The sequence below is a fragment of the Methanopyrus kandleri AV19 genome, assembly GCF_000007185.1.
In the GTDB taxonomy this organism is placed as follows: Archaea; JAADCQ01; Methanopyri; order Methanopyrales; family Methanopyraceae; genus Methanopyrus; species Methanopyrus kandleri.
Genome location: NC_003551.1, coordinates 404,862 through 428,826, shown reverse-complemented (window position 1 = coordinate 428,826; position 23,965 = coordinate 404,862). Strand labels below are relative to the sequence as shown.

At 58.8% G+C, this 23,965-nt stretch carries 29 protein-coding genes; 22 read left to right on the top strand and 7 right to left on the bottom strand.

What is annotated here, in order from left to right:
* The first annotated feature begins 4 nt into the window (after window positions 1–4).
* From MK_RS02470 to MK_RS02450, 5 genes are all read left to right on the top strand, one after another.
* The gene (locus MK_RS02470) at window positions 5–1,141 is read left to right on the top strand and encodes a 4Fe-4S binding protein (protein WP_158295892.1); all 1,137 of its coding nucleotides are present in this window, start codon (window positions 5–7) and stop codon (window positions 1,139–1,141) included.
* Window positions 1,116–1,559, top strand: a complete 444-nt coding sequence (locus tag MK_RS09445) for a 4Fe-4S binding protein (protein WP_011018830.1) — start codon at window positions 1,116–1,118, stop codon at window positions 1,557–1,559. The genes MK_RS02470 and MK_RS09445 overlap by 26 nt, the downstream gene beginning before the upstream one ends.
* Before the next feature lie 77 nt (window positions 1,560–1,636).
* Window positions 1,637–2,314, top strand: coding sequence for a 4Fe-4S binding protein (locus MK_RS02460; protein ID WP_158295890.1), 678 nt, complete (start codon window positions 1,637–1,639; stop codon window positions 2,312–2,314).
* Window positions 2,314–2,952, top strand: a complete 639-nt coding sequence (locus MK_RS02455; RefSeq protein WP_011018828.1) for a CBS domain-containing protein — start codon at window positions 2,314–2,316, stop codon at window positions 2,950–2,952. Before MK_RS02460 ends, MK_RS02455 begins: the two co-directional genes overlap by 1 nt.
* A 70-nt stretch (window positions 2,953–3,022) precedes the next feature.
* The gene (locus MK_RS02450) at window positions 3,023–3,460 is read left to right on the top strand and encodes an HTH domain-containing protein (protein WP_011018827.1); all 438 of its coding nucleotides are present in this window, start codon (window positions 3,023–3,025) and stop codon (window positions 3,458–3,460) included.
* On the opposite strand, the gene hflX is transcribed toward MK_RS02450, so the two are convergent.
* Window positions 3,457–4,728, bottom strand: a complete 1,272-nt coding sequence (hflX, locus tag MK_RS02445) for a GTPase HflX (RefSeq protein WP_011018826.1) — start codon at window positions 4,726–4,728, stop codon at window positions 3,457–3,459. The two genes, MK_RS02450 and hflX, sit on opposite strands and share 4 nt — an antisense overlap.
* Window positions 4,697–5,119 carry a DUF2209 domain-containing protein gene (locus tag MK_RS02440; RefSeq protein ID WP_011018825.1) on the bottom strand — a complete coding sequence of 141 codons (423 nt, stop codon included), beginning with the start codon at window positions 5,117–5,119 and terminating at the stop codon, window positions 4,697–4,699. The genes hflX and MK_RS02440 overlap by 32 nt, the downstream gene beginning before the upstream one ends.
* 58 nt (window positions 5,120–5,177) lie before the next feature.
* Here MK_RS02440 and MK_RS02435 point away from each other — a divergent pair, with 58 nt between their 5' ends.
* Genes MK_RS02435 through MK_RS02415 form a run of 5 tightly spaced genes read left to right on the top strand, consistent with a single transcriptional unit; the run spans window position 5,178 to window position 8,575 of the window.
* Entirely contained in the window at window positions 5,178–5,564 is a 387-nt protein-coding gene (locus tag MK_RS02435; RefSeq protein ID WP_226988703.1) for a DUF356 domain-containing protein, read from the top strand.
* Window positions 5,527–6,075: an SAM-dependent methyltransferase gene (locus MK_RS02430; protein WP_011018823.1), complete on the top strand. Its 549-nt coding sequence runs from the start codon at window positions 5,527–5,529 to the stop codon at window positions 6,073–6,075. Before MK_RS02435 ends, MK_RS02430 begins: the two co-directional genes overlap by 38 nt.
* Window positions 6,072–6,383, top strand: a complete 312-nt coding sequence (locus tag MK_RS02425; protein ID WP_011018822.1) for a MazG nucleotide pyrophosphohydrolase domain-containing protein — start codon at window positions 6,072–6,074, stop codon at window positions 6,381–6,383. The genes MK_RS02430 and MK_RS02425 overlap by 4 nt, the downstream gene beginning before the upstream one ends.
* A gap of 10 nt (window positions 6,384–6,393) precedes the next feature.
* On the top strand, window positions 6,394–8,013 hold the full coding sequence (locus MK_RS02420; protein ID WP_226988702.1) for a cell division FtsA domain-containing protein: 1,620 nt from the start codon (window positions 6,394–6,396) through the stop codon (window positions 8,011–8,013).
* Window positions 8,000–8,575, top strand: a complete 576-nt coding sequence (locus MK_RS02415) for a hypothetical protein (RefSeq protein WP_011018820.1) — start codon at window positions 8,000–8,002, stop codon at window positions 8,573–8,575. The genes MK_RS02420 and MK_RS02415 overlap by 14 nt, the downstream gene beginning before the upstream one ends.
* Window positions 8,576–8,578: 3 nt before the next feature.
* On the opposite strand, the gene MK_RS02410 is transcribed toward MK_RS02415, so the two are convergent.
* Window positions 8,579–9,094 carry a multiprotein bridging factor aMBF1 gene (locus MK_RS02410; RefSeq protein ID WP_011018819.1) on the bottom strand — a complete coding sequence of 172 codons (516 nt, stop codon included), beginning with the start codon at window positions 9,092–9,094 and terminating at the stop codon, window positions 8,579–8,581.
* Window positions 9,095–9,185: 91 nt separating this feature from the next.
* Here MK_RS02410 and MK_RS02405 point away from each other — a divergent pair, with 91 nt between their 5' ends.
* The 3 genes from MK_RS02405 to MK_RS02395 are packed head-to-tail and all read left to right on the top strand — an operon-like array spanning window position 9,186 to window position 11,048.
* Window positions 9,186–9,584: a hypothetical protein gene (locus tag MK_RS02405; RefSeq protein WP_148679506.1), complete on the top strand. Its 399-nt coding sequence runs from the start codon at window positions 9,186–9,188 to the stop codon at window positions 9,582–9,584.
* Between the two features lie 16 nt (window positions 9,585–9,600).
* On the top strand, window positions 9,601–10,095 hold the full coding sequence (locus tag MK_RS02400) for a thiamine pyrophosphate-dependent enzyme (RefSeq protein ID WP_011018818.1): 495 nt from the start codon (window positions 9,601–9,603) through the stop codon (window positions 10,093–10,095).
* Window positions 10,035–11,048, top strand: coding sequence for a hypothetical protein (locus tag MK_RS02395; RefSeq protein WP_158295889.1), 1,014 nt, complete (start codon window positions 10,035–10,037; stop codon window positions 11,046–11,048). The genes MK_RS02400 and MK_RS02395 overlap by 61 nt, the downstream gene beginning before the upstream one ends.
* Window positions 11,049–11,065: 17 nt before the next feature.
* Here MK_RS02395 and nadC read toward each other — a convergent pair whose 3' ends face one another.
* Both nadC and MK_RS02385 read right to left on the bottom strand, forming a co-directional pair.
* Complete coding sequence (nadC, locus tag MK_RS02390; RefSeq protein WP_011018816.1) at window positions 11,066–11,914, bottom strand: carboxylating nicotinate-nucleotide diphosphorylase; 849 nt, start codon at window positions 11,912–11,914, stop codon at window positions 11,066–11,068.
* A gap of 150 nt (window positions 11,915–12,064) precedes the next feature.
* Window positions 12,065–13,024, bottom strand: a complete 960-nt coding sequence (locus tag MK_RS02385) for a DUF1152 domain-containing protein (RefSeq protein ID WP_011018815.1) — start codon at window positions 13,022–13,024, stop codon at window positions 12,065–12,067.
* 25 nt (window positions 13,025–13,049) lie between these two features.
* On the opposite strand from MK_RS02385, the gene MK_RS02380 reads away from it, so the two are divergent.
* Both MK_RS02380 and MK_RS02375 read left to right on the top strand, forming a co-directional pair.
* Window positions 13,050–14,408, top strand: a complete 1,359-nt coding sequence (locus tag MK_RS02380; RefSeq protein ID WP_011018814.1) for an RsmB/NOP family class I SAM-dependent RNA methyltransferase — start codon at window positions 13,050–13,052, stop codon at window positions 14,406–14,408.
* Between the two features lie 50 nt (window positions 14,409–14,458).
* Window positions 14,459–15,082, top strand: a complete 624-nt coding sequence (locus MK_RS02375) for a hypothetical protein (protein WP_158295888.1) — start codon at window positions 14,459–14,461, stop codon at window positions 15,080–15,082.
* On the opposite strand, the gene MK_RS02370 is transcribed toward MK_RS02375, so the two are convergent.
* Window positions 15,056–16,450: a hypothetical protein gene (locus MK_RS02370; protein WP_011018812.1), complete on the bottom strand. Its 1,395-nt coding sequence runs from the start codon at window positions 16,448–16,450 to the stop codon at window positions 15,056–15,058. The two genes, MK_RS02375 and MK_RS02370, sit on opposite strands and share 27 nt — an antisense overlap.
* Window positions 16,451–16,642: 192 nt before the next feature.
* Window positions 16,643–17,146 (bottom strand): hypothetical protein, encoded by a 504-nt coding sequence (locus MK_RS02365; protein WP_011018810.1) that lies wholly within the window; start codon window positions 17,144–17,146, stop codon window positions 16,643–16,645.
* A 121-nt stretch (window positions 17,147–17,267) separates the two neighbouring features.
* Here MK_RS02365 and sepS point away from each other — a divergent pair, with 121 nt between their 5' ends.
* The 7 genes from sepS to surE all read left to right on the top strand — a co-directional run bounded on the left by sepS (window position 17,268) and on the right by surE (window position 23,962).
* Window positions 17,268–18,902, top strand: a complete 1,635-nt coding sequence (sepS, locus tag MK_RS02360) for an O-phosphoserine--tRNA ligase (protein ID WP_011018809.1) — start codon at window positions 17,268–17,270, stop codon at window positions 18,900–18,902.
* Between the two features lie 64 nt (window positions 18,903–18,966).
* The gene (locus MK_RS02355; RefSeq protein WP_148679502.1) at window positions 18,967–19,707 is read left to right on the top strand and encodes a stage II sporulation protein M; all 741 of its coding nucleotides are present in this window, start codon (window positions 18,967–18,969) and stop codon (window positions 19,705–19,707) included.
* On the top strand, window positions 19,698–21,104 hold the full coding sequence (trpE, locus tag MK_RS02350; RefSeq protein WP_011018807.1) for an anthranilate synthase component I: 1,407 nt from the start codon (window positions 19,698–19,700) through the stop codon (window positions 21,102–21,104). The genes MK_RS02355 and trpE overlap by 10 nt, the downstream gene beginning before the upstream one ends.
* Window positions 21,079–21,657, top strand: coding sequence for an anthranilate synthase component II (locus MK_RS02345; RefSeq protein WP_011018806.1), 579 nt, complete (start codon window positions 21,079–21,081; stop codon window positions 21,655–21,657). The genes trpE and MK_RS02345 overlap by 26 nt, the downstream gene beginning before the upstream one ends.
* 14 nt (window positions 21,658–21,671) lie before the next feature.
* Window positions 21,672–22,391 carry a 2,3,4,5-tetrahydropyridine-2,6-dicarboxylate N-acetyltransferase gene (gene dapD, locus MK_RS02340; RefSeq protein WP_193333231.1) on the top strand — a complete coding sequence of 240 codons (720 nt, stop codon included), beginning with the start codon at window positions 21,672–21,674 and terminating at the stop codon, window positions 22,389–22,391.
* 28 nt (window positions 22,392–22,419) lie between these two features.
* Window positions 22,420–23,259: a diaminopimelate epimerase gene (dapF, locus tag MK_RS02335; protein WP_011018804.1), complete on the top strand. Its 840-nt coding sequence runs from the start codon at window positions 22,420–22,422 to the stop codon at window positions 23,257–23,259.
* A complete protein-coding gene (gene surE, locus MK_RS02330) occupies window positions 23,177–23,962 on the top strand; it encodes a 5'/3'-nucleotidase SurE (protein ID WP_011018803.1) in 786 nt (261 codons plus the stop codon). Before dapF ends, surE begins: the two co-directional genes overlap by 83 nt.
* The last annotated feature ends 3 nt before the right edge of the window (window positions 23,963–23,965 follow it).

The window sequence follows — 23,965 nt, the reverse complement described above, 5'->3', positions numbered from 1 at the left end:
GGTGGTGGTCGATCTTCACTTCTCCTTCGAGGATCGTCTTCGTAACGTGACCATCAACATCGTGGAAGTCGAACGGCCCGACGAGTGCGCGGGATGTGGCCTCTGTGCCGAAGTCTGCCCTACCGGAGCGATCGAGGTGGACGAGCGGGTGCGGCTCGATGAGGATCGGTGTGTTGCATGTTCTTTCTGTGTACAGGCGTGCCCTCGGGATGTATTCAGGTTTTATGAGGTATCATTCACGGAATTAAAGCCGAAACGTAGACCCGTTCGTGTCCCTAAGGCAGATATTGAAGTGAGGTTCATTGGTGTTGATCTCCGTACATGTGATCGTTGTGAAAATAGGCCCTGCATCGAGGTATGTCCCACCGGAGTTATGCGTGAGATCATTGAAGAACACAGAATAGACCTGGACGCATGTCATGGGTGTTTAGAATGTGTAAAAGTTTGTCCTTATGGTAGTGTCACGGTAGAGTTGGAGGTACCTCAGCTCAAACGTCGAAGCAATCCACGACTGAATAGGGAACTGTGTGTTGAGTGTAACCGTTGTCACGAGGTGTGTCCAACAGGTGCCGCTGATAACGTGCCAGATGGAGATCCGGACCCTGAACGGTGCCTAGGATGTTATAATTGTGTGGCATACTGTCCCACGGAAGCACTGAAACGACCCGATCATCGTCCACGACCTAAGTGTACTGACGAAGTGTTTTACATACAACCTGACATGTGCATAGGATGTCGTATATGCTACGATGTCTGCCCGGTGGATGCGATACGCATCGAGGAGATAACTCGGATGCCTGTGATCATGCCCGACCTGTGCGTGCGATGCGGCCTATGCGCGGACGCCTGTCCGACATCGGCCGTGGACCGCGTACCTACGGAGGAGGCCGAGCGTGAAGTGCTGCGGTCTCGGATCTCCGATGCGTTCCTCGGCATCTTAACCCGAGAAATGCTGGAAGCGGCTGAAGAATTCGGCTCAACTACGAGGACTGAAAGAGACGTCGAGGAGAAGCTTTCCGAACTTTTAGAACGCAAGATGTCTGAGGAAATGATACGCCGTGTCATCGAGTTCGAAGTGAAGAACGTGATAGAGGAGCTCATGGCTGAGGTGGTGAGTGGACGTGATAGTCGAGGTCCGTGAAGTTGTTGTGATACACGAGCTATGCCGCGCCTGTGGTCTTTGTGAGAAAGAGTGTCCCACAGGCGCGATTGAGGTGGAGGATTCCGCTAAGATCGACGAAAAAGACTGTGTGCGGTGCGGCTTGTGTGTGGAAGTATGTCCTTTCGATGCCATACTCCTCGGCCGTGCCACATGTGAGCTTCCCAAAGGAAGTTACCGAATCGAGGTCCTGACAAAACGTCCCGAAGTGAGCGTGCGGATATCCGAGTCCAAATGTGTCGGTTGTCAAGCGTGCTCTTCTTCCTGCCCGGTTGAAGCGCTCTTCGGAGCGAAAGGGTCTCCCCCTAAGTTAGACGTTGATCGGTGTGTAGGATGTCTCGAGTGCGTTCGAATCTGTCCGTCCCGTGCTATCGAACCCGTGGGGGGATTCCGGGGATGAAAACGCTTGAAATTTCGATCGATAAGGTAGTTGAAATGGTGTTAGATCGTGTGGAAGACGCTGATGAAGATACAGTGTTGGAAGTACTTTCTGAGACACCAGCCGTACGTCGGGAGTTCGTGACTATAGACCCCGAGCGATGTGTAGGGTGTAAGACATGTTACGAAGAGTGCCCGGTAGACGCGCTAACAGAACCGGACAGCACCAATCCTCCAGAGGTTGATCACGACGCATGTGTGAGGTGTCGGTTATGTGCTAAGTCTTGCCCCGTAGATGCCATCAAGGTGGTATCCGGTGAAGCCCGAGTAACTAAAGATAGCATTGAAGTAAAGCTCGAGGAAGTTGATGTAATACGACGTAAGTTCGTACTTAGGAAGGCAATTCTGAGAAAAGATCGATGCATAGCCTGTCGTCTTTGTGAACAGATTTGTCCTGTCGAGGCACCAAATATTGATAAGTTAAGGATAGACGAGGATAAATGTATAGGTTGTAAAGCTTGTGAACATGCATGTCCCGTCGATGCCATCGTTATTGAGCGTACCTTAACACCGCCTGAATTCGAGCGTGAAATTGAGTTGGATCAGGATATGTGTATAGGGTGTGAGGTCTGTGTAGAAGTCTGTCCAGTGGATGCCGTCGAGATGGAAGGGGATGTCGCCAATATTTCCTACGACCGGTGCATAAGATGCGGAGAGTGTGCTCGAAATTGTCCGACTGGTGCGATAAAGATCAAGGAAGTTAGGGAGGAGGTGTGATGAGGGCCGAGATGTGGGCCACTAAAGAGTATCCTAGAGTGAAACCCGAGGACAGTCTCGAGCAGGCGGTTCGAGAGCTCACGAGGTACTCCGAGTACACGGCTGTCGTAGTGAACGGTTCGGACCGTTTGGTCGGCTTAGTGACGTCCAACGACATCGCTCGAGGACTCACCGCTGGCGCCGAGACAGTTGAAGAGGTATGCCGATCGCCGGAGTCGATCTCTCCCTCCGACCCCATCACGAAGGCCGTGGAAATTCTTACGGACTCCGACCTCACGCTCGTCCCACTGGAGGAAGACATGCGGGTGGTCGGTGTCGTTACGCTCAGGACTGTCGTCGAGCTCATGTCGAATCTCTACGACACACCGGCGCGGGACCTACTGGAGAAGATTCACGAGAACGTGCCTGGGATATCGTGGGATGAGTTCATCGAAGCCGCCACGATGGTATTCAACCGTGAGCTAAATCGAGATCTTACGCCCGAGGAGTTCGAGCGTAAGATAAGTGATAGAACGTTCGGATACGTACTCTGGCTCATGGGTGGTCTAGAAAACCTCTTTATTTACTTGTTCAGGCTCGGGGAGGCCGTGGTCGCCAGGAAGGTCGCCAAGCGCAGACGCGAGCTCAGGGGTATGTAACGCCCTACGGCGGCGTGGAAAGTTAAAATCCTCGAAACGTTATAGGGGACGGAACGGGGGTGATCCCGACGTGGCGCGTGACGACGAGATCGCCGTACTCACGCAGTCCAGGCTGGAGCGCGTCGCGAGGAGTCGTCCCAGAGGCGATCTGTGGGAGTTCTTGAAGCGAGCGTACGAGAAAGGCGTGAAGATAGACGCAGGTCACCTCATCATTCTGTCCGTGTTGGAGGAGGCGAACAGGCTGCTAGATCAGCTCTCAAAAACCGTGGGCGAAAAGCGTGCGAAACAGATACTGAAAGAGGCCGGTATCTACACCAAAACCGGCAACTACGTGAGCGGCGAGCTGCTTAAGGAGTACATCAATCGAGAGAGCCGCGTAGCCGTCCACAATAGGGTGAAGGACCTCCGTAAGATGGGTTTCAAGATCGACGGAAAGCCCGGTCCCGACGGGGGTTATTCACTGATCCAAGTTCCGGAATGGTACCGGAAGAGTTCGCGTGAGGATTAATCCAATACCTCCACTTTACCGAACCCCTTCACGGTTCCTCTCACGGTTCCCAGGGCCTTCTCACTGACCTCGAGGAACACCTCAACACCGTCGTTCGACCAACGCTCGTCCAGCACGTTTCCGAGTTCATGTAGTTTCGAAACAACCCGCATGGTTTCGTTCCTCATCGGTAGCTCGATGCGGACGTTCTTCCAGTACCTGGAGAGCACCGTACGCATCTCGGCCTTGAGGTCGTCGAGGCCTTCCCCTGTCTTAGCGGAAACGACCACCGGATGAGACACGTACCCTTCTAGTTCCCGGAGGCGTCGCTCCGCTTCCTCCCATCCTATCAGATCCGCCTTGTTGAGCGCGGTCACGATGGGGCCTTCAGCGCCTATCTCCTCCAACGTCCTGTGGCACACCCGGAGTTTACGCTTGATCTCCGGTAACTCGTCACTGACGTCTACCACCAGCAGGACCAGGTCGGCTTGGGCGGTTTCCTCAAGAGTCGATTTGAAAGACTCCACGAGCCAGTGGGGTAGGTTATCCACGAATCCGACGGTGTCGGTGAGGAGTACGCGGTGTCCGTCCAGGTCTACGGCTCTAGTTTTGGTATCCAGCGTGGAGAACATCTTGGAGTCCACGTAGACCGTCTCGTCGGTTAGGGCCCGCATTAGGGTGCTTTTACCCGCACATGTGTACCCGGCCAACGTAACTAGTTCGAACCCTAACCGATGTCGGTGCTTCCTCTTTAGCTCTCGATCTTTCTCGATCCGTCGGAGTTCACGCTCTATCTTGGCGATCTTCCGTCGGATCATTTCCTCGTATTTGTCGGCTTCGTACTTACCGAGGCCGCGGAAACCCGGACGCTCCTCCTTTTTAGCTAGGTTCACCATCTCACGTGCCCTGGGCAGTTCGTACTTGAGCTGCGCGAGCTTCACCTGCAGTTTGGCTTCGCGGGTTCGAGCTCTCTGTGCGAATATCTCGAGGATCAACTGGAATCTGTCGATTACCTCAACTCCCAGCTCACCTGCAAGGTTGAACGCCTGGACTGGCTTGATCTCGTTCTCGAAGATGACTTTGTCCACGTCGTTCTCGCGCACGAACTCCGCCAGCTCTTTGACCTTTCCTTCCCCTATATGGTATCGAGGGTCTTCGTGACGGACCTGTCTGAACGAGCCGACGACGTCGTAGCCGGCAGATTCGGCCAGCTCTTTCAGCTCATCAATGCGGCTCTCCTGTCTCCACTCCAACCGTTCAACCAAAACCGCCCGAGGGCGACTGGGCAACCTTCAACCCCATCTTCACGCCTCTGTAGACTCCGTAGGCGAGCTTATGCGCCATTTCCACTACCTCTCGCTCGGCCACGGTCTCGGCGTACTTGAACGGGGCCCCTAAAAGGGCCGAGACCCTCCACTCCGGTTCTCCAAAGAACTCACCCGGTTCCGCCACCACCATGTACTCATCGTCCTTGTCCAGGCCGTTAAGGGCCCGGGAGACTTCCTCGGTCAGCGTCCGCAAGTTCGGGGGCTCGCGAGTACATACGACGAACACGTTCACATCTCTGACCGTAAACACATTGAACCCATCCACCTCGGCCGACACGCAGGCCGTGATCCTATTATAATGACCGTCCTCCTCCGCGTGTCGGCCCGAGACGTCGACACCGACGATATTCACCCTGACGCCCAGGTTAAACCCCCCAGCATCGGGAGAGCGAGGGGACCGAAGCTTGTTCGTGGTGATCAGGTCGGATTCTTACGAGAAGATACTCACAAGCTTGTCGGATATCGAGAGGTACGCGGGTATTAAAATCTTGGGCAAACCGAGAATTATGGATCCGGAGGTCGCTGACACGATAGTACGGGAGCTTTTGGGTGAGGTGCGGAGAAGGTATCCAGTGGCCGCGGTCGCTCGTGTAGAAGGTGAACCGGCCGAAGTTATTCGGAAGATCTCTGAAATCCATCCCCCGGCCCATTTGATCGTTATAACCCCAAGGCACGGTGACGTGTACAGGGGAATAGCCCGCAGGTTCGGAAAGCTCGAGGAGCTTCGCGGATACCACTCGCCTAAGCGGAGGATCGAAGATGATAGGGAAAAGGAAGGTAGAGAGACTGCTCGATGAGTTCCCGAACGAGGTGGAGTATCACCGGAGCGACGACCACGTGGTGACGTGTCCAACGGAGCTATACCTCGTACCGACACCCATCGAGATCGTGGTTGAGATCCTTCGAAAGCTGGAGTTAACTCCTAAAAATAGAGTGGTGGATCTGGGCTGCGGAGACGGTCGCTTCGTGATCTCGGCCGCCTACCTGTATGGGTGTGAAGGGATGGGGGTGGACGTACGGGAGGATGTGCTCGAGTTAGCCCGCGCAAAATCCGAAACACTTAGAGTAGACGATAAAACCATCTTTATACATTCTGACGTCCGGGACATCGACCTGCGGGAGTTAAATCCGGACGTCGTATTCGTGTATTTAATGCCGTCTCTCCTCGAGGAAATATCAGAGGAGCTGGTATCGTGCGGAGCTACCGTCGTGAGCTATACCTTCGAGGTTCCGGGGTTAGGCGTACCGGAGGTGCTGCGACTGGACGATTTACGACGCGCTTACGTGTACAGGGGAGTCTCACATTGAACCTCGTAGCTGAGGCCGTCAGAAGGTTCAAGTCGGTTGATCTAATACGTTCTCAAATCCTCGGCCTTAAGGGGTTACTGCCGCGGAAGGATCGGGCGGTAGAGGTGTCCACCGGCGCGAGACTTGTGGAGGAGGCTATCGAGGTCAGGAACGCGGTACGTTCCGGCAACCGGGAAGCACTCATTGAGGAGCTGGGTGACCTATTGATAGAGGTCGAAGCGTTCCTCACAGCCCACGATATCGACCTAGAGGAGATCGTAGAGAGACAGCGGACCAAGCAGCGAGAACTCGGACAGATGGAGGGATGATCGCTTGCACGTGGTCGCCGTAGACTTGGGTACCGAGGTGATCTCAGCCGCCGTAGGGCGACTCAGGAGTGGTAACCTGATGGTCAAGGGGTACAGCGAGCGGTACATCCTCGATCCCACGATCATGGAGCGAGGAAACGTCAGATACGTGAAGGGTGTGAGCCGGATAGTCAAGAAAACCGTAGAAGAAGCACTTCGTGATGCAGGGGTCAGTCCTTCGGACGTAGAGGGTATCGGATTGTCGATGACGGGAGACCGGTTCACTATGGTGGAAGCGGAGGCGAGCGTGAGCCCCGAAGGAAAGCTCCGCATAGAGGACATAGGATACACGCTAGCGCACCGCTTGGAGTTCTCGCCCGAAAACTGGCCTATCTCCGTCGATATAGTGGATCTCAAGGTCGACGGAGCAGAGGTAGACCCAAGGGAACTCGGGGCAGACCACCCCGACGGTCTCATCGGTTCTCAAGTCACTCACTTGCAGTTCAGGGCCATAGTATCGAATACAAGCTTGGGGCTCATTAATAACCTAGAGCGCATCGCTAGGCTCCTTAATATGAAGTTAATCACGATATCGGTTGAACCCCTCGCCGTGGCCAAAGCGATCAGAGATTACAAAATCGAGAACTGCCTCCTAATTGATTCCGGTGGAGGTACTACGGATATCTCCGTTGTGCGTAACACACTTGTGGAAGTGTGTCATTCTATTAAAGTTGGCGGACGTGATTTTACCTTAGCCATAGCTAATGATTTAGGACTAACATATGAAGAAGCGGAAAATATCAAAAAGAAGATCAATTCGCCGATGGCCGATTCGGAACTCTCACGGTACGACCTTACCCGCCGTGAGGTGTTGGAGGCCATCGAAGAGGTCGCGGAGTACGTCCGGGACGCCGTGAGGTCGGCCGTTAAGAGTATCATCAGGAGCTTAGACATGAACGTCCCGGAGCGGGTCGAGTTGTACGGAGGCGGAGTCTTGCTCGATCAGGCTGAAACGGCCGTTCGGGAAGCTATTCTTGATGCCTATCGTGATTACCTAGGGATAGTACCCAGAGTGGAGATGCTCGAAGCTTCGAAGATACCACACATCGGAAAGCAACTCGCGGGACCCATGCGTGTGGTGGCGGTCTCCGTACTCCGCGATACCGCCCTATGTCAGCAGTGCTCCGGTCGTGATGTGAAAGTGGTCATCGATGAGTTCCGAGCCCCCGAAGGTCGGTATTACCTCGAAGTAGGGGGCCGGATCGAAGATTCCGTAAAGATCCCGAGGAGGACGGGGCTGAAGGAAGCCATCATTAGTGCCATTAAGGAGATAATCCTGATGCAACCAGCGCCCGTAACAGCGGAACTCCGTGGCCGGGCGTACGCTGGTACGGTAACTATCAAGTTCGAGGGTGTAGACAGCACGGACGACGTCGATGGCGTTAAGGTGAACGTCAGTGGGTCGGAAGTGGAAGATACCGTGGACACGCTCCCGAAGGAGTACAAAATAGTCCAAGTTAAGGAGATGGGGCCCATCCTCATCCCGGTAGACGAACTCCAAGAGGTCGAGGGTGGAGTAAGTGAGACGGCGGGCAACGTTACTGGTCTTAAGGAGGGGCTGGACGATTCCGGAGGTAATGAGCCTCGTTAAGTCCGCGAAGAACGATGTGGTGATAGTGGTCGGTGAGGACATCGACGAGTTCAACAAAGGTGTCCTTTCTTCGGTGTGCAAAGAAACCGGGAAGGTGATCCTGTTCGGTAAGGATTATCTCAATAAATTCTCCATCGATGAGAAACTCGAAACTTCCGAGGAATCGCTTCCGATCAAGCGTTGTGATGTGGCGATAGTTGATGAAGACACGGAGGTCGATGGGAAGCTTCTCCTGGACGTTCCCGCGGACGAGTACACGATCAACGAGGTGCTCTCCCTGGTCAAAGAGCAGTTCAAAGAAGTGTGCGACTACGAGCGGGGTGTGGAAGCGGACGTTCTCCTCGTCATCGACAGCGATCGTGGTCGGCTACGAATATACGCGAACGGTGACGAGGATGAGGTTGAAGATAAGGCTCGGGAGCTCTGCATGAAAGTGGCAGAGCGCGTGGTGGAGGAGCGTCGGAGCGCGCACATCGACATTCGAACTTACGGATTCGCCCTGGTCTCGGTTGCCCTAGCGATCGTCGTGGTTACGCTGATACTTCGCACGTCTCCGGTGTAACGCTCACTTCTTCCTAATCTCCACTACATCACCCAGCGTCAGCTCGCCGCTCCCGATCCCCACGGATCCGGTGTCCTCTTCACTCACCCGCTCTAGGAGCTCTATTTCCAGGACCCTCTCCAGCTTGCGCGCCAGCTCGACGTCCGGTTCCATCTTGCCCGATTCAATACGCCGGATCACCGAAACCTTCTCTCCGATCTTCTTGGCTAGGTCCTCCTGGCTCCAACCTCTACGTTCCCTAGCCTCGCGGACACGCTCGTCGTAATCCGGAACTACCTCCAGCCCCTCGCTGAAGGGATCGAACCCTCTCGGTCTTCGTCTCGCGCCGGTGGGTCTGCGCCGTGGGCGGCGCTCACGCTGCACCCGTCCGGTCTCACGGCGAGGTCGCGGCTTGACCACCTCACGACCGAACTTGGCACACTCCTCGCACACCCGCAGTTCCGATCCTTCCACCTTCACGACCTTAGGTCGACCGTTGATCACGCGTCCGCATATCTCGCATCTGATTCGCTCTTCCAACGGACTACCCCTCCGAGGGCAAGTGTCGCAGGCTATCCGGAATGAAGAACCCAAATAAGGATGCCGGTCCCGAGCTGACGGGGGAACCGACTTGCCGACACCGGTGCTGCGAGGGGAAACCGTGCGCGGCAAGGGTAAGGTAAGCGGTGAGGTCATCCACATAACCCACCCGGACCGCATAGTCGAGATCGAAGAGGGACAAGCAGTCTTCACCCAAGACCTCGGGGGAGCCTACGACACGTACCCCGAAGTGATGGGTGCCGTTGCCATAATCTGTACCGGAGACGTTCGGACGCTCTCCGAGGACGGTACCATCCCCGTTGTAAGGGAGGCGAAACCCATCGACGATGATGTAAAGGACCTCCTAGTAGAGCCCGAGATCCCCGAGGATGCACCCTGTCACGGCGAAGAGCATGAGCACCTCATGCCCCCAGAGGGTAGCGAAGTGGAGGTGGATCTGGACAAGGGTATAGTGTACCTGCTGGAATGATAGTGAGGGAACGACGTTGCGGCCGGAGGAAGCTCTCCTCGCACTTCGGAAGGTCTTGAAAGAGGAGGATCGGGTGATCGTGGACTTAGGCGATCACACCATCGCCGCGGCCAAGGTAGGCTTGGATCCGGACGGAGGCACTGGCGCGCTGGGCGGCTCGATGTCCGTGGCGTTGGGTCACTGCCTCGGAACCGACGGTGGGAGGGTCTACTGTATCGTCGGCGACGGTGGCTTCTTCATGCATTTACACACTTTGGCTACCGTGGCTCAGAACCGCGATCGCTTCGAGAACTTGACGGTGGTGGTCGTGACCGATGCGGCGTGGGGGATGACGGGAGGCCAGGAGAACCCGGCCGTTCACACCTCGCCGGCCGATATAGCCCGTTCCATGGGTTTCGACCCCGCCGAGATCGCCGAAAGCGTCGAAGAGGCACTGGAGGTGCTGAAGCGGTGTCGGAAGGAAGGACCGAGTCTAGTGGAGATGAGATGTCGACCGATTACCTTCCTATAGGGTCACACGAGGTCATCCGCGCCCTTCACGACCTCGAACCCGACGTCGTGGCGTACCTGCCGGGATTTCCGCTCAACGAGGTCGTCCGCGCACTGGAGGAAAGTGATCATCCGTTCGAGGTCGTACCCGTCGCCTCCGAGTTCGACGCGGTCGGGATCGTGATCGGTCTCGCCCAAGCCGACGGCTACGGTGTCGCCGTGCTCAAGGATAAGGGTGCCTACGTCGCCGCCCAACTCCTAGCCGAGGAGGGTGACTGGCCCGGACTCCTCATCATCGGCTTGGATGCCGATGGCCGCGGTTCCTACACCTGCTCCGTCGAGCTCCCCGACGTCCTACGCGACCTGAAACTCCGCGTCGAGATCCCCGAGACTCAAGATGATATCTACGAGACCATCCTCGACGCCGCCGAATCCTCCCGAGATGAGCACAGGCTCGCCTGCGTAGTCCTCACCGAGGACCTTCTGCTCTCGAGCCATCCGCCTGGAAAGCCTGAGGTCGAACCTACCGGCGAAGCCGATTGGGACGAGCTCCTCCGTGCCATTGATTTCTACGACACCGTCGCCGTAGTCGTCGGTAAGGGTGTGCTAGGTGACATTTCGAGGGACCTACCGGCGTTCACGTCTTCCCTCAATGACGACCGGGATGCACTGGACCGCCTCGTCGAAATTCTCGAAAGCTTAGGCCTCGACGTCCGCTTGTACTGCACCAAACACGCTTCCAAGTTCCTGCCCGGGATCCCGCCGACGGGTGTCAACACGGGTAACGTCGTCGAGGAGGAACTGCTGGTCCTCGTCGGCGCTTCTTACGACACATTCGCCGTCGACTTCCGCTCCGACTTCGTGGTCTCCGTCAATCCGGATCCCGACGCGTACGCTCACCGCGTCGCCGACGCCCGGTTCGTGATGACCTTGAGCGATTTCGTCCGCGAGCTCGAGTACCGGTCTCGGAAGTGAGGATATCCCGACACTCTTCATGTCATCCGTCGAACCCGCATGCTCAGGTCCAAGGCCGGCGCGGAGTGTGTCAACCACCCGAGCGAGATCACATCAACTCCGGTTTCCGCGTACTCGGGTGCGTTCTCGGGCGTGATGCCACCGGAAGCCTCCAGGATCACATCTTCACGGACTTTCCGAACTTCGTTCACCGCCCGCCGGATCTCCGCCGGTTTCATATTATCCAGCAACACGTGGTCCGCGCCCGCCTTCGCGGCCTCAACGGCGTCTTCGATCGACTCGACTTCCACGCCGATTACTTTGGTGAAACCCACCCGCTCCCTCGCCCGCCGCACGGCATCCCGGACCGACCCGACCAGCGCCAGGTGGTTATCTTTGATCAGAACGGCATCGTCCAGGCCGAACCGGTGGAGGTCTCCGCCCCCATCCGATACCGCCTTCTTCTCGAGAAATCCCGTGATCGGATGGACTTTCCTGGTCGCGGCTACAATAACGTCCGGATTCACCTCACGGACTCTCTCGACGACCTTCCGCGTAGCCGTCGCGATCCCGGACAGCCGCATGAGGAAGTTGAGCGCCACTCGCTCCGCCGCGAGAAGGGCCGTAGCCTCCCCATAGGCTTTCAGCACGATGTCGCCGGGTTGAATTCGTTCGCCGTCTTCCACGAGCACGTCGACTTCGCAGTCTAGGAGTTCGAACGTCAGTCGGGCCGGGAGCGTTCCCGAAACGACGCCCTCCTCTTTTGCCACGATCTCCGCCTCCGCCCGCTCACCTTCCACAATGGAGGAGGTCAGATCCGCACGGCCGACGTCTTCCGTCAGTGCTAGCTCCACGATCTTCCGAACCTTAACCTCGTTCAGGAGCACGACCGACCGCCCCTATCGTAACGACGGATGGGAGGGATCAAATGCACAGCGTCACTCGACGTCGGTGTGGATCTAAACCTCCACGATTGTACTTTCGGCAGATAGCGTCGAATACGAGGAAGGTCGCGGTGCGTCACTCCGTAACTGAGTTCAGCGCTCGGCCCGCTCACGCTCCCAGTCGAGCTCGGTTTTGATGCCGAGCTCCTTCCGGATGCGTTCGTGGGCTTCCTCCACGCTCTCGGTGCCGTCCACGAGCTCGCATAGGATACTACCACGCGCGACGACTTCCGGGTCGAAGTAAAAGGTACACACCGATGCCGGCCCGAGCTCCACGGTTCTGTACCCTCCTCGAATCTCCAGCGGTCCGAGCTCGCCCTCGACAGCCGCCCTGAGGGGGATCAAACTGGCCTCCGTCTCCACCACCTCTGCCAATTTCTTCAGGAACTTCACATCGCGTCCGGTGAGTCCGATCGCCCCGAGGTAACCGCCCTCAGCCGCTATCTCGGAGAACCTCCGCCGGAGCTCCTCTCGGGTCAGCTCACCGTCGGACCCCCACCCGAATACCCCGAGCACGGTCTCCTCGAGCTTCGACAGCGAACAGGTCATGATAGAATCGGCCAGTGGGCTCTCGACTCCGGGCTCGTCACCCCTCGCTAACGCGTCCCCACCGACATCGATCCCGAAGACGACGTCCAGCTCGAAGTGTTCGATCAGCGCCTTGAGACCGTCCACGGTCCCTTTCACGCCTCCACTGACGTCCACCAGTACGATCTCCACGTCGCGGTGTCCCATCCTCCTCAACACGCGTCGGACGCGTGACTCCGCGAACTCTTGACCCCGTCTAGGCCTCGCCCTTCCGCGTAGTATTCCAATACGCTCGTGGATCCATTCGACGTCTCCCACGATCTCGTCGCGCGATCGAGGACCGGGCTCCGGATCGACGACGGCACGCTCCCAGGTGAGCCCTCCGAGGACCAAGCGCTCCGGCTCGATCCCTTCCCTTATCCATCGGTACGTGTGACAGGCTCCGACGACATCGCCACCGCCTCCGATACCCAGGACGGCGACGGCACTAAGCTCCTCGATCCCGGCCACTTCGGCCAAGTACAAGTCACTAGGACCCCGGGGTGATCTGTTGAGCAGCCTCAGCCGACAGGAGCTCACGGCACGCGTGTTCGTCGAGTGGGAGGAGACGCGACGTTCGCTCCGTGAGTGCGTTAAGAAGGTGCTGCTGAACGAGGGAGTCCGGGACCATCGCGTCTGGGGCACCATCCACGCGTACTGCTTCGAGCTGATGAAGCGCCTCCGCACGGTCGACGCGTTCCTGGAGGCGACGATACGGAACGCGAAGCTTTTCGACCTGGACCCGTGGGTTAGGAACGCCCTCAGGGTCGGTACGTTCGAGATGAAGTTCAACGACGTGAAGCCCGCGATCGCCACGAACGAGGCCGTGAAGATCGTCGTGGAGTGTGTCGGGGAGGGCCCCGCCCGGTTCGTGAACGCCGTCCTCTACGACGTCGAGCGGCTCGAGCTCTCCGACGTATTGAACCGGGCTAAGGACACCGTAGAGCGCCTGGCGATCGAGTACTCCCATCCGGAATGGTTCGTCAAGCACCTGATGGACCTACTGGGTGAAAACGAGCTGACGAAGTTGATGGACGCTAACAACCGCGAGCCCGAGCGTTACCTCCGCGTACATGCCCACATGGTGGACCCGGACAAGGCTATACTGGCGCTGGAGGACGACGGGGTGGCCGTGGAGGAAGATCCCGATCTGCCGTTCATGCTGCGGGTGGTGGATCACGATGTACCGCCCGTCAGGACCGAGCCTTACCGCCGAGGTTGGGTGGCTTACCAAGACAAGGCGTCCGCGGCCGCCGCTTACGCGCTGCGGCCGGAGCCCGGAGATCGTGTGCTCGACGCTTGTGCGGCCCCCGGTGGGAAGTCGGCGTACCTGTATGCGCTGACGGAAGGCGAGATCGAGCTCACGTGTGTGGACGTGAACCCCAGGCGCCTCAGGGAGATGCGTCGTAACTTCCGCCGATGGGGGATCGAAGCCAGGCTCCGCAGGGCGGACTCCTCCCGGCTCTACCGGGAGACCGACGAGACGTTCGACCTCGCCCTCGTGGACCCACCGTGTTCGAGCTCCGGGGCTTACGTTCGGGCCCCCGAGGCCAAGTGGACCGTCAAGTGGAGACACGTGAAGAGGTATGCCCGCGGCCAGCTCTCGATCCTACGTGGCGTCGCGCCGCTGGTGGAAAGAACCCTCGTGTACTCCACGTGCTCGGTCACCGTAGTGGAGGACGAGTCCGTGGTACGCCGCTTCTTGCGCGAGTTCGACGAGTTCGAGGTGGAGGAACCTTTCGGGTTCGGCTCGCCCGGCTTCGACTCCTGGATGAACGAGAGGTACCCGTGGGCGGATCGAGTACGTAGGTTCTGGCCGCATCGGCACCGTACGGAGGGGTTCTTCGTAGCCCGGCTGGTCCGGAGCTAGCGCGATGATGGCTTATCCCGGTGGAGGACCTTCACCATAGGGGGACGTCCGTGTCCGAGATCGAGAACCTGCGTGAGACCATCGAGAACATCCGCGAGGAGCTCGACGCGTTGGACGAGGCCAGGGACGAGGCGCAGGTGATCCTGCGGGACCTCCACAAGCTGAGCTCGGAGGCAGTGTACGAGGTGCACCGTGGGAACTTGGAGGAGGCCCGGGATAAGCTGGACGAGGCCGCCGAACTGGTCTCAGAACTGCACGATCTCCTGGGCGACTTCCCTGAGCTGCTCCGCACGGGATTCGCCGAGAACCACCTACAGGAGTACGCTGAGGCGGAGATCCTGTACTCGATCGTGAAAGACCGTAGGGCACCCTCGCCCGAGGAGATCAACGTGAGCCCACGGGCTTACCTGCTGGGACTGCTGGACGCCGTGGGCGAGCTCCGGAGGATCGTGGTGGACGCGCTGCGGGAGGGTGATCTGGACAGGGCCGAGGAGTTCCTCAACGTGATGGAGGAGATCTACTCGCTGACGATGACGTTCGACTACCCGAGGGCTGTTGTCCCCAACCTCAAGAGGAAGCAGGACGTGGCCCGGTCCCTCCTAGAGAGGACCAGGAGCGAGGTCACCATCGCGGGTAAAACCGAGGAGCTAAAGAAGACGCTGGAGCGGGAGTGACTGCTCCGGCCATCGGACCATCGCCGCCAGGATCGAGCTGTAGTACGTGATGACATCGCCTCCCGTGTCCTCCGCGTTCTCCGCGTATAAAGCGACTTCGAGGACCGGCGATAAGGAAGCCGCTACGTGAAAAGTCAGGCGACGCATCAAGTCATGTGGATTCAACGACCTTTCCTTGAGGGAGTTGAAGAGAGCGTCCAACGCTCCCCAGAGCATACCAGTTTCCCACCACGATAGCCCGCACGTCCGCATGATGACCCTGCGCAACCAGGCTTCGTACCATTCGACCGTTAACCAATAGATCCCCGTGACGACCCCGCTGCGATCGACCGTCGGTGCCACAGTTCCGATGAGCTCCCCCGTTCGGGTGACGATCGGCAGGAGTACTCCCCACTCGAGCACGGGTATCCCCACCACGGTCTCCACCACCGCTCCCAACCACGCCCACGGACCACTCCATAACCGAGGTGGCCGGACTTGAGACAGTGTATCGACAGTGAGCCCGGCTAGCGTCGAGTAAGCGCACAGGAGCGCCGGACCCAGGTCTATCGAACGTTTCGAACGTTTGACAATCTCCTCGACGACGTCCTCCAACTCGGACCGGTACGATGTCAGGGTCCGCCATACCAAGTACTCTCGGTCCGGCCACAAGAGGTCGTTCGTACCCTGTCCAAACACGATCACGGGACACTTGTTCAACAGCGCCCAGGACGTCCCCGGTACGAGTATGGGTCGCTTCTCCCCTATGAGCTCACCCTCCCCGTCCCATTCGACGGAGAGGCCGGGAGGTCGTAGGGAACCCCGGACGACGAGTTCGCCCCCTCCGGCTTCAAACTTCGCGGAGAACGTACCGTTATCGTATAGCGTGAACTCGGAGAGCCTTTCTCCCAGGTCCAGTGAGATCGGTACCGGTACGCGGACGAGCTCGTGCAAGTTCAGGGCTATTTCACACAGGGCCACGTAGGCCCGACCCGTCGCGACGTCTCGGTAGCTGATCAGTGCGTAGTTCCTACGCCCGTCCGAGAAGAACACAGCAGCTCGGGGTAAGTCCCTCGGTAATCCGACCACTGGTAGGCGCGTTACCATCAGGTAAGGTCCTCGGAACTCGACCACCGTCCGCGCGCCGTACTCGCGGCTGTCGAACAGCACCTTCGATCCCGAAGGTAACACCTCGATCCGCAGCTCGCCTTCGGGATCCATGGGAGGATGAACCTCTATACTTTCGGGTCGGGCCAGTACGTAACGGAAGGGGGTGGGGTAGGGAGAGGAGAGTCGAAACGGTGGAAGGTGGGTTTCCAGTCGGTCGGCTTGCTTGTTCAGATCGACGCACAGGCTCAGTACCGAGACCGTGAGGATCGCAGCATCCACGCGAGAACGACCCCCGTCAGCGATGCCACCGCGCCCACTGGGACTCCCCGTTCCTGCCTCTCTTCTCGTCGCTCCTCTTTGTCGTAGTGCCACGAAATGTCCAAGACCCTAAGGACCTTTCCGCTGTTCGAAGCCGCCACTTTGACCCTAATCCGTGCCCACCCTTCCGCGATCCAGTGCACGACGACGTATTCACCTTCTCCACGTTCTACCTTCCATCTCCGACCGTTCACACCTTCTACCATTATCCTCAGAACTTCGGATTCGCCGTCTTTGACACCTTTCCCATACGAGCACTGTTCGGCCGTCCTCGGTCCTGATGATTGGGGCGTCGTCCCCTTTTACGTATACGTGCACTCCGTCGTTTCCATCGTAATCGAAGTGCACCGTGAACGTTTTCCTCATCTCAAGCCTCAGCTTCCCGTCGTCGTAAATGGCGTTCAGTATCACCGTAACACGATCCATGAGTCCCTCCCAGACTCTCGGTTCCGATTTACTTTCCAGGCCGTCCAGGAGCCAGCCTACGAACACGTTACCGTTCTCGTCCGCGATATCGACGTCCAACATCAAGTGGTTCGGAGCGTCGCCTTCATAATTCAGGACGTACGTGTCCACGCTGACTTCCGTCCGTTCCCACGCCAGTGCAGGACTTGCAAGGGCGACCGCACAAGCTACGATCAGAGGGAGGGGCCTCACCGCCCCACCCTCGGTTACCCTTCGGAAACCGCGTCCATATTCTTTCCGGTTCCGTCACGTTAACACCTCCGGGAAAAACCATGACCCGGCCCGCAGACCCGGCATGTGAGGGGCACTGCGGATGCCGTTCGACCGTGACAAGCTGGAGGAACTGAGGTCCCTGGCCCAGCGCGATTTCGATCGAGCCTGGAAAGAGGGTGCTAAGCTGGTCCGGGAGCCCGGCCTCCGGGACCGGTACCCGAGGCTTAAGGTGGAGACGGGCGAGCCCCATCCGCTGTTCGAAACTATTCAGCAGCTGAGGGAGGCGTACCTGCGTGCGGGCTTCAGAGAGGTCGTGAACCCCGTCATCATCCCGGAGGAGGAGGTGTACAAGCAGTTCGGTCCGGAGGCGGCGGCCGTGCTGGACAGGTGCTTCTACCTCGCCGGACTCCCGCGTCCGGACGTAGGATTGGGTGCGGACAAGGTCGAGAAGTTGGCGGAGGTGCTGGGTCGGGAGCCATCCGAAGACGAGGTGGAACGACTGAGGGAAACCCTGCACGCGTACAAGAAGGGCGAGATCGACGGTGACGAGCTGACACACGAGATCGCGGAGGCCCTGGACACGGACGACGGGACGGCGGTGAGGATACTGGACGAGGTCTTCCCCGAGCTCAAGCGCCTGAAGCCCGAGCCGCTGGAGCCTCCGCTCACCCTCCGATCGCACATGACCGCGGGTTGGTTTATAACGCTATCCGAGATACTGAAGCGTGAGGATCCGCCGTTGAAATTGTTCTCCATCGACAGGTGCTTCCGACGCGAGCAGCGGGAGGACGAGAGCCACTTGATGACGTACCACTCCGCGTCGTGCGTCGTGGTCAGCGACGACGTGACCGTGGACACCGGGAAGGCAGTAGCGGAGGCGATCCTCCGGCAGTTCGGGTTCGAGGATTTCGAGTTCGTTCCCGATGAGAAAATGTCCAAATACTACGTACCCGGAACACAGACCGAGGTGTACGCTTACCACCCCGACCTGGAGGACTCCATCGAGGACGAGGAGCTGGGACCGGGTTGGGTGGAGATAGCGACGTTCGGGCTGTACTCACCGGTGGCGCTGGCGGAGTACGGGATTGACTACCCGGTCATGAACCTCGGGATCGGCGTGGAGCGGTTGTGCATGGTCCTCCACGGTATCGACGACGTGCGTTCCCTCGCGTACGTCGAGTACGAACCGTGGGAACCTTCAGATCTGGAGCTGGCCAGGATGATCGACTACGAGCGGAAGCCGGCTACGTCGTTCGGGGAACGGCTGGTTCGTGAGGTGGTGCGGGGGCTTCACGAGCACGCCGACGAGGAGGGGCCCGTGGAAGTCGAGCTGTTCCGCGGGGAGTTTGGCGATCGGGAGGTGGTAGTCCACGCCGTCGAGGAAGAGAAGGGAGAACCTCTCGCGGGGCCCGCGGCCTTCAACCGCGTTTACGTCCTCGATGGTAACCTCTACGCCGTCCCGCCCGAGGGCGACTTCGGCCGTGAGATCCGCGAGGAGGGCGTGTACTCTGGGGTGTCATTCGAAGAAGGACTGGCGGCGCGGTTGGCCTACGAGGTGGAGGAGCTGCTCGCGACTGGAGGAGGGGAGACCACCGTGTCGGTCCGTAAGGTGAGTCGCCCCTCGCAGGTCAACCTGAGTCTTCCTCGGAAGCTGTTACGCTACGTAACCAAAAAAGGAGGTGAGATCGAAATCAAGGGGCCGGTGTTCGTGACCCTCAGAGCCGAGGTCAGGTGACTGGGTCCCTCATCATCACATTTCCGCAATCCGCCGTACTCATCATCCGGGGGTGCATGCATCGGTGGGAAGTCCTTGGCGCTACATCGTGACGGTAGCCGACGTCTTCCTTATTTCAGGGTTCCTGGGGATGATCGCGTACTTCATGTTCCCCTCTCTCCCGGACATTATCCTTAAAACGACGTGTCAGAAGGTAGAGGCCCTCGCACGCCTTCTGCCCTTTCCGATGGAGCGGTTCATGCTCTCCATTACCCTATGGAACACTATGACGATACTCATAACCACCTTCGGTGGCCTGATAGCGCTGACCCTGGACCGACTGGTGACGAGGTACGCTCCCGACGTCCTCCGCAGAAGCATGAACAATCCTCCGTACGCCCCGATTCTCGTGAAGCTAGCTCGTAAGCTCGGGTTCGACGTACGGCGGTACAAAGAGGCCGACGTGATACTGACGTTGAAGCTCGGACCGCTGCTGATCCCAGCGATCAACGGGTTCGCCGCTGGGGCCTTCGGGATGTGGGTACTGCAGAACTTCGGTCCGGTCTTCCTGCTGGGTGCGGCTTTACTACCTCACGGGGTAATCGAGTTCCCGACACTAATCATCGCGGGAGCCATGGGCGTGCATCTGGCCGATTACCTGATCTACAGAGTCCGACTCCATGAGCGGTGGCCTCATGGGAACTTGGAGGTACCGAGTTGGGTAATCCGTAACACGGCCGCCTGTATCGCAGGCCTGACCGTCGCCGCGTACTTAGAAGTTCATATAACACCGATAGTGGCAGGGTGTGTGATGAAGTGCGCTTGACTGTAAGGGAGCTAGATATAGACAGGTCTCCCGACGAGGTCTACGCGGCCTTGAGGACGCTGTCCTCACACACGTTCCTATTCGAGTCGGCCGAGATCGGTGCCAGCGGCCGGTACTCCTTCGTAGGCTTCTCACCGGCGCTTAGGATAGAGTGCGTCGACGGTCGAGTCCGCGTGGACGTCGGTGACCCGGAGTACGCCGATTTAGTGGTTGAAGGTCGAAAGGAAACGGATGAGGACCACTTCCAGCTCATGCGCCGCGTGTTCTCCCGAATCCCGAAGGTCGAGGGGTCCGGCTTCGTCGGCGGTCTCGTGGGCTACATATCGTACGACGTCGTCGAAGACTGGCTGGACGTCAAATCGACCACCGTCGCCGACCCGGAGTGGCCGTCCTTCGAGCTGTGCCTCTACGACTCGGTGGTGCGCTTCGACCACTACGAGGACAGAGTCGAGCTGATCTCCGTCCATCCCGACGACTACGAGGTCGAGTGGACGGCGGAGGCGATCGAGGAGTGTGTCCGAGAGGTGAGCGGACAGACGGCCCCTAAGGTGCACCGGACGGGGGAGCTGAAGCGGGACCTGGAGAAAGAGGAGTTCGAGGGGATCGTCGAGCGGGCGAAGGAGTACATAATCTCGGGGGACATCTTCCAGGTTGTACTCTCGAGGCGGGTGGAGGTGCGAGCGGTCGCGGATCCGCTCGAGGTGTACCGAAGGCTCCGCGACATCAACCCGTCCCCGTACATGTACTGCTTGGAGTTCGGCGAGCGGAGGATCATCGGGTCCAGTCCCGAGACGCTCGTCCGGCTGGAAGGTGATCGCATCATCACGAAACCCATAGCCGGCACCAGGCCCCGTGGTAGTACCCCAGAAGAGGACGAAGAGCTGGCCCGTGAGATGCTCGAAGATGAGAAAGAGCTCGCGGAGCACGCGATGCTCGTGGATCTCGCCAGAAACGACGTGGGTAAGGTCTCGAGACCCGGAACGGTCGAAGTCACGCGGCTCATGGAGATCGAGAAGTACAGTCACGTGCAGCACATCGTGTCCGAGGTGGTGGGTGAGAGAAAGGAGGGAGTTACCCCCTGGGACGTACTCCGGGCGACGTTCCCGGCCGGAACCGTCTCCGGGGCCCCGAAGGTGAGGGCTATGGAAATCATCGACGAGCTGGAGGTGTACAAGCGAGGCCCGTACGCCGGAGGCGTCGGATACGTCAGCTGGACAGGGGATATGGACTTCGCGATATCGATCCGTACCATTTTCTCGACGGGCCGTCGATGGTTCACGCAGGCGGGTGCCGGTATCGTGTACGACTCGGTGCCCGAAAACGAGTGGTTCGAAACTGAAAATAAAATGAAAGCGATGGTGGGAGCTATCCTTGAGGAGACTAGTTCTGATAAATAACAAGGATAGTTTCGTGTATAATCTCTACCATTTGTTCGCCTCATATGATCTCGATTTGAAAGTTGTCTCCAACAAGGTTCCGCTCTCCAGGCTCGAGCGGCTGCGTCCCGACGGTCTCGTCGTCAGTCCCGGGCCCGGACACCCGGAACGAGACGCTGGAGTGTCCGTGCCAGCTATCCGGAGGTTCGCGGGAGAGATCCCGATCCTGGGGGTGTGCCTAGGTCACCAGTGCATCGGAGTGGCGTACGGAGCGCAGATCCGCCGGGCTAAACGCATCGTCCACGGGAAGACGTCGCCGATAGAACACGACGGGTCCGGGATCCTCTCAGGGCTCGAAAGCCCCTTCCAAGGGATGAGGTACCACTCACTGGTCATCGAGGAATCCTCCTTGCCCGAAGAGCTGCTACCGTGCGCATGGTCGGGAGACGACGGAGAACTCATGGCCGTCAGGCACGCCGACTACGACGTGTACGGGGTGCAATTCCATCCTGAAAGCTTCATGACCGAGGGCGGGGATCGGATCGCCCGCAACTTCCTAGAGCTGCTGGGGTGAGACCGTTGTCGGAGCTGGATCCAGAAGAGCTAATTCGATACATTTCCGAGAGTCCCAAGCGTACGATCGCCAAATTCTACGTCAAAACGGACGATCCCGAAGGACTGGCCGAGCGCTTGGAGGAGCGCCTGGAGGATGCCAAGGTGTTCACGGGTGTCGACCACGTCATCGTGATCGGCGAGCACGACGATGTTGTCGAAGTGCTCGAGAGCGAGGACTCGGTGGAGTACTATCACAAAGAGCTGGATCACCGCAACAGGGCCGTGCCGTTGGCGGATTACTCCGAGTTCGAGGACGTCAGGATCGAGCCGGGTGCGATAATCCGGGAGAAGGTGAAGTTGGGTAAAGGAGTCGTGGTGATGATGGGTGCCGTGATCAACATCGGTGCCAAGATAGGCGACGGTACCATGGTCGACATGAACGCGGTCGTGGGTTCCCGGGCGGAGGTCGGGAAGAACGTACACATCGGCGCCGGCGCGGTCATCGCCGGTGTTCTCGAGCCCCCTAGCGCTAAACCCGTCGTGATCGAAGACGACGTCGTCATCGGGGCGAACGCCGTCATTCTCGAGGGGGTGAGGGTAGGAAAGGGAGCCGTGGTCGCGGCCGGCGCCGTCGTCACCGAGGATGTGCCGCCGAGTAAAGTGGTGGCCGGCGTACCCGCGCGAGTTGTCAAAGACGTGGACAAGAAGACCGAGGCTAAGACCCAGATAGTCGATGCGCTCCGCTGCCTCTGAAACCCTGCCACTACCTGGGGGAAGTACCATGCAATTCTGGAAAGTCCATGGCGCTCGGAACGACTTCGTCTTAGTCGATGAAACAGAGGAAGAAGTGGTTCCCGAGAGTGATAAGCCCGACTTCGCGAGGTGGGCGTGTGACCGGCGGTCCGGCGTAGGTGCCGACGGCGTGGTGTTCATACGTTCCGATCCTCCGAGCGTAGAGATGAGGATATTCAACCGGGACGGCTCCGAGGCCGAGTTCTGTGGGAACGCCGCGCGGTGTGTCGTGAAGTACGTGACGGAGGTACGGGGAGAGAACGTTAAGATCTTGAGAACGTTATCCGGAGCCCATCGGGTTGAGGTGCAGGGAGGTTGGATCGCCGTCGAGGTGCCCGAAGCCGAGATCAAGAAGGTGGTCGAGTTAGGTTACGAGGTGGACGCTGGTGTCCCCCATTTCGTCCGGCTCACTGAGCGGGACCCGATTCATGATTTCGGAGGCCTGACCGACGAGGCCAAGACTATTTTTTCCGAATATGAACCGAAGGGAGGCGTTAACGTAACCTACGCAGCACCTTCGGTGGACGAGCTGAGAGTCAGGACGTTCGAGCGTGGCGTCGGCTGGACGCCGGCTTGCGGGTCCGGAGTCGTCGCGGCTTCTCTGGTGTACTCAGAGATCTTCGGACCGTTCGAGGAAGTGAGTGTCCGGACGGCCGGAGGCTGCCTGCGCGTGTCGCTTTCCGACGGACCGCTGCTGATAGGGAGGGCTGAGATCGTGTACAAGGGTGAACTGCGGGGTGATTGGCGTGAGAATACTGATCACCAACGACGACGGCATAGCCTCTCCCGGTCTCCGAGCGGCCGTCCGCGCCTGCAGGAGTGTCGGTGAAGTTACCGTAGTAGCTCCCGCGACGCAGCAAAGTGGTGTAGGGCGCAGTATCTCTTTACTCGAGCCAGTGCGGGTGGAAGAGATAGAGGTAGAAGGCGTCGACGCGCTCGCGATCTCCGGTACGCCGGCGGACGCCGTCCTCATCGGAGCGTTCTCTATCATGGATGAGCCACCCGATTTGGTGGTCTCGGGGATCAACCTCGGAGAGAACGTCAGCGCTGACGTCACGACCTCGGGGACCGTCGGCGCAGCGCTGGAAGCTTACGGGAACGGCATTCCGGCCATAGCGATCTCGCAAGAGGTCCGTGACGCCAGAGCACGCGTGGACAACAACGCCAAGAACGTCGACTTCACCTTGGCCATCAGAGTCTTGAAGGCCCTGCTCGAAGCGATTCGAGGGGCGAATTGGGAAGGTGTCTTGAACGTCAACGTGCCGGATCCGGATCGCTGGAACGGCGAAATTAAAGTGGTTCCATTAGCTTTCACGATGTACCGGCCCAGAATAGAAAAACGATACGATCCGCGTGGGCGTCGATACTACTGGATCGACGGCGAGATTATCCAAGATCCGCCCGAGGGAACCGACCTGTACGAACTCCAGCGGGGCTCCATAGTAATCACACCTCTGACGACCGACGTCACCGGAGACTTGGACGCTGCGGAAAACGTTATCAAGGAGCTCCGGCGTGCCCTGCGGGGATAAAGG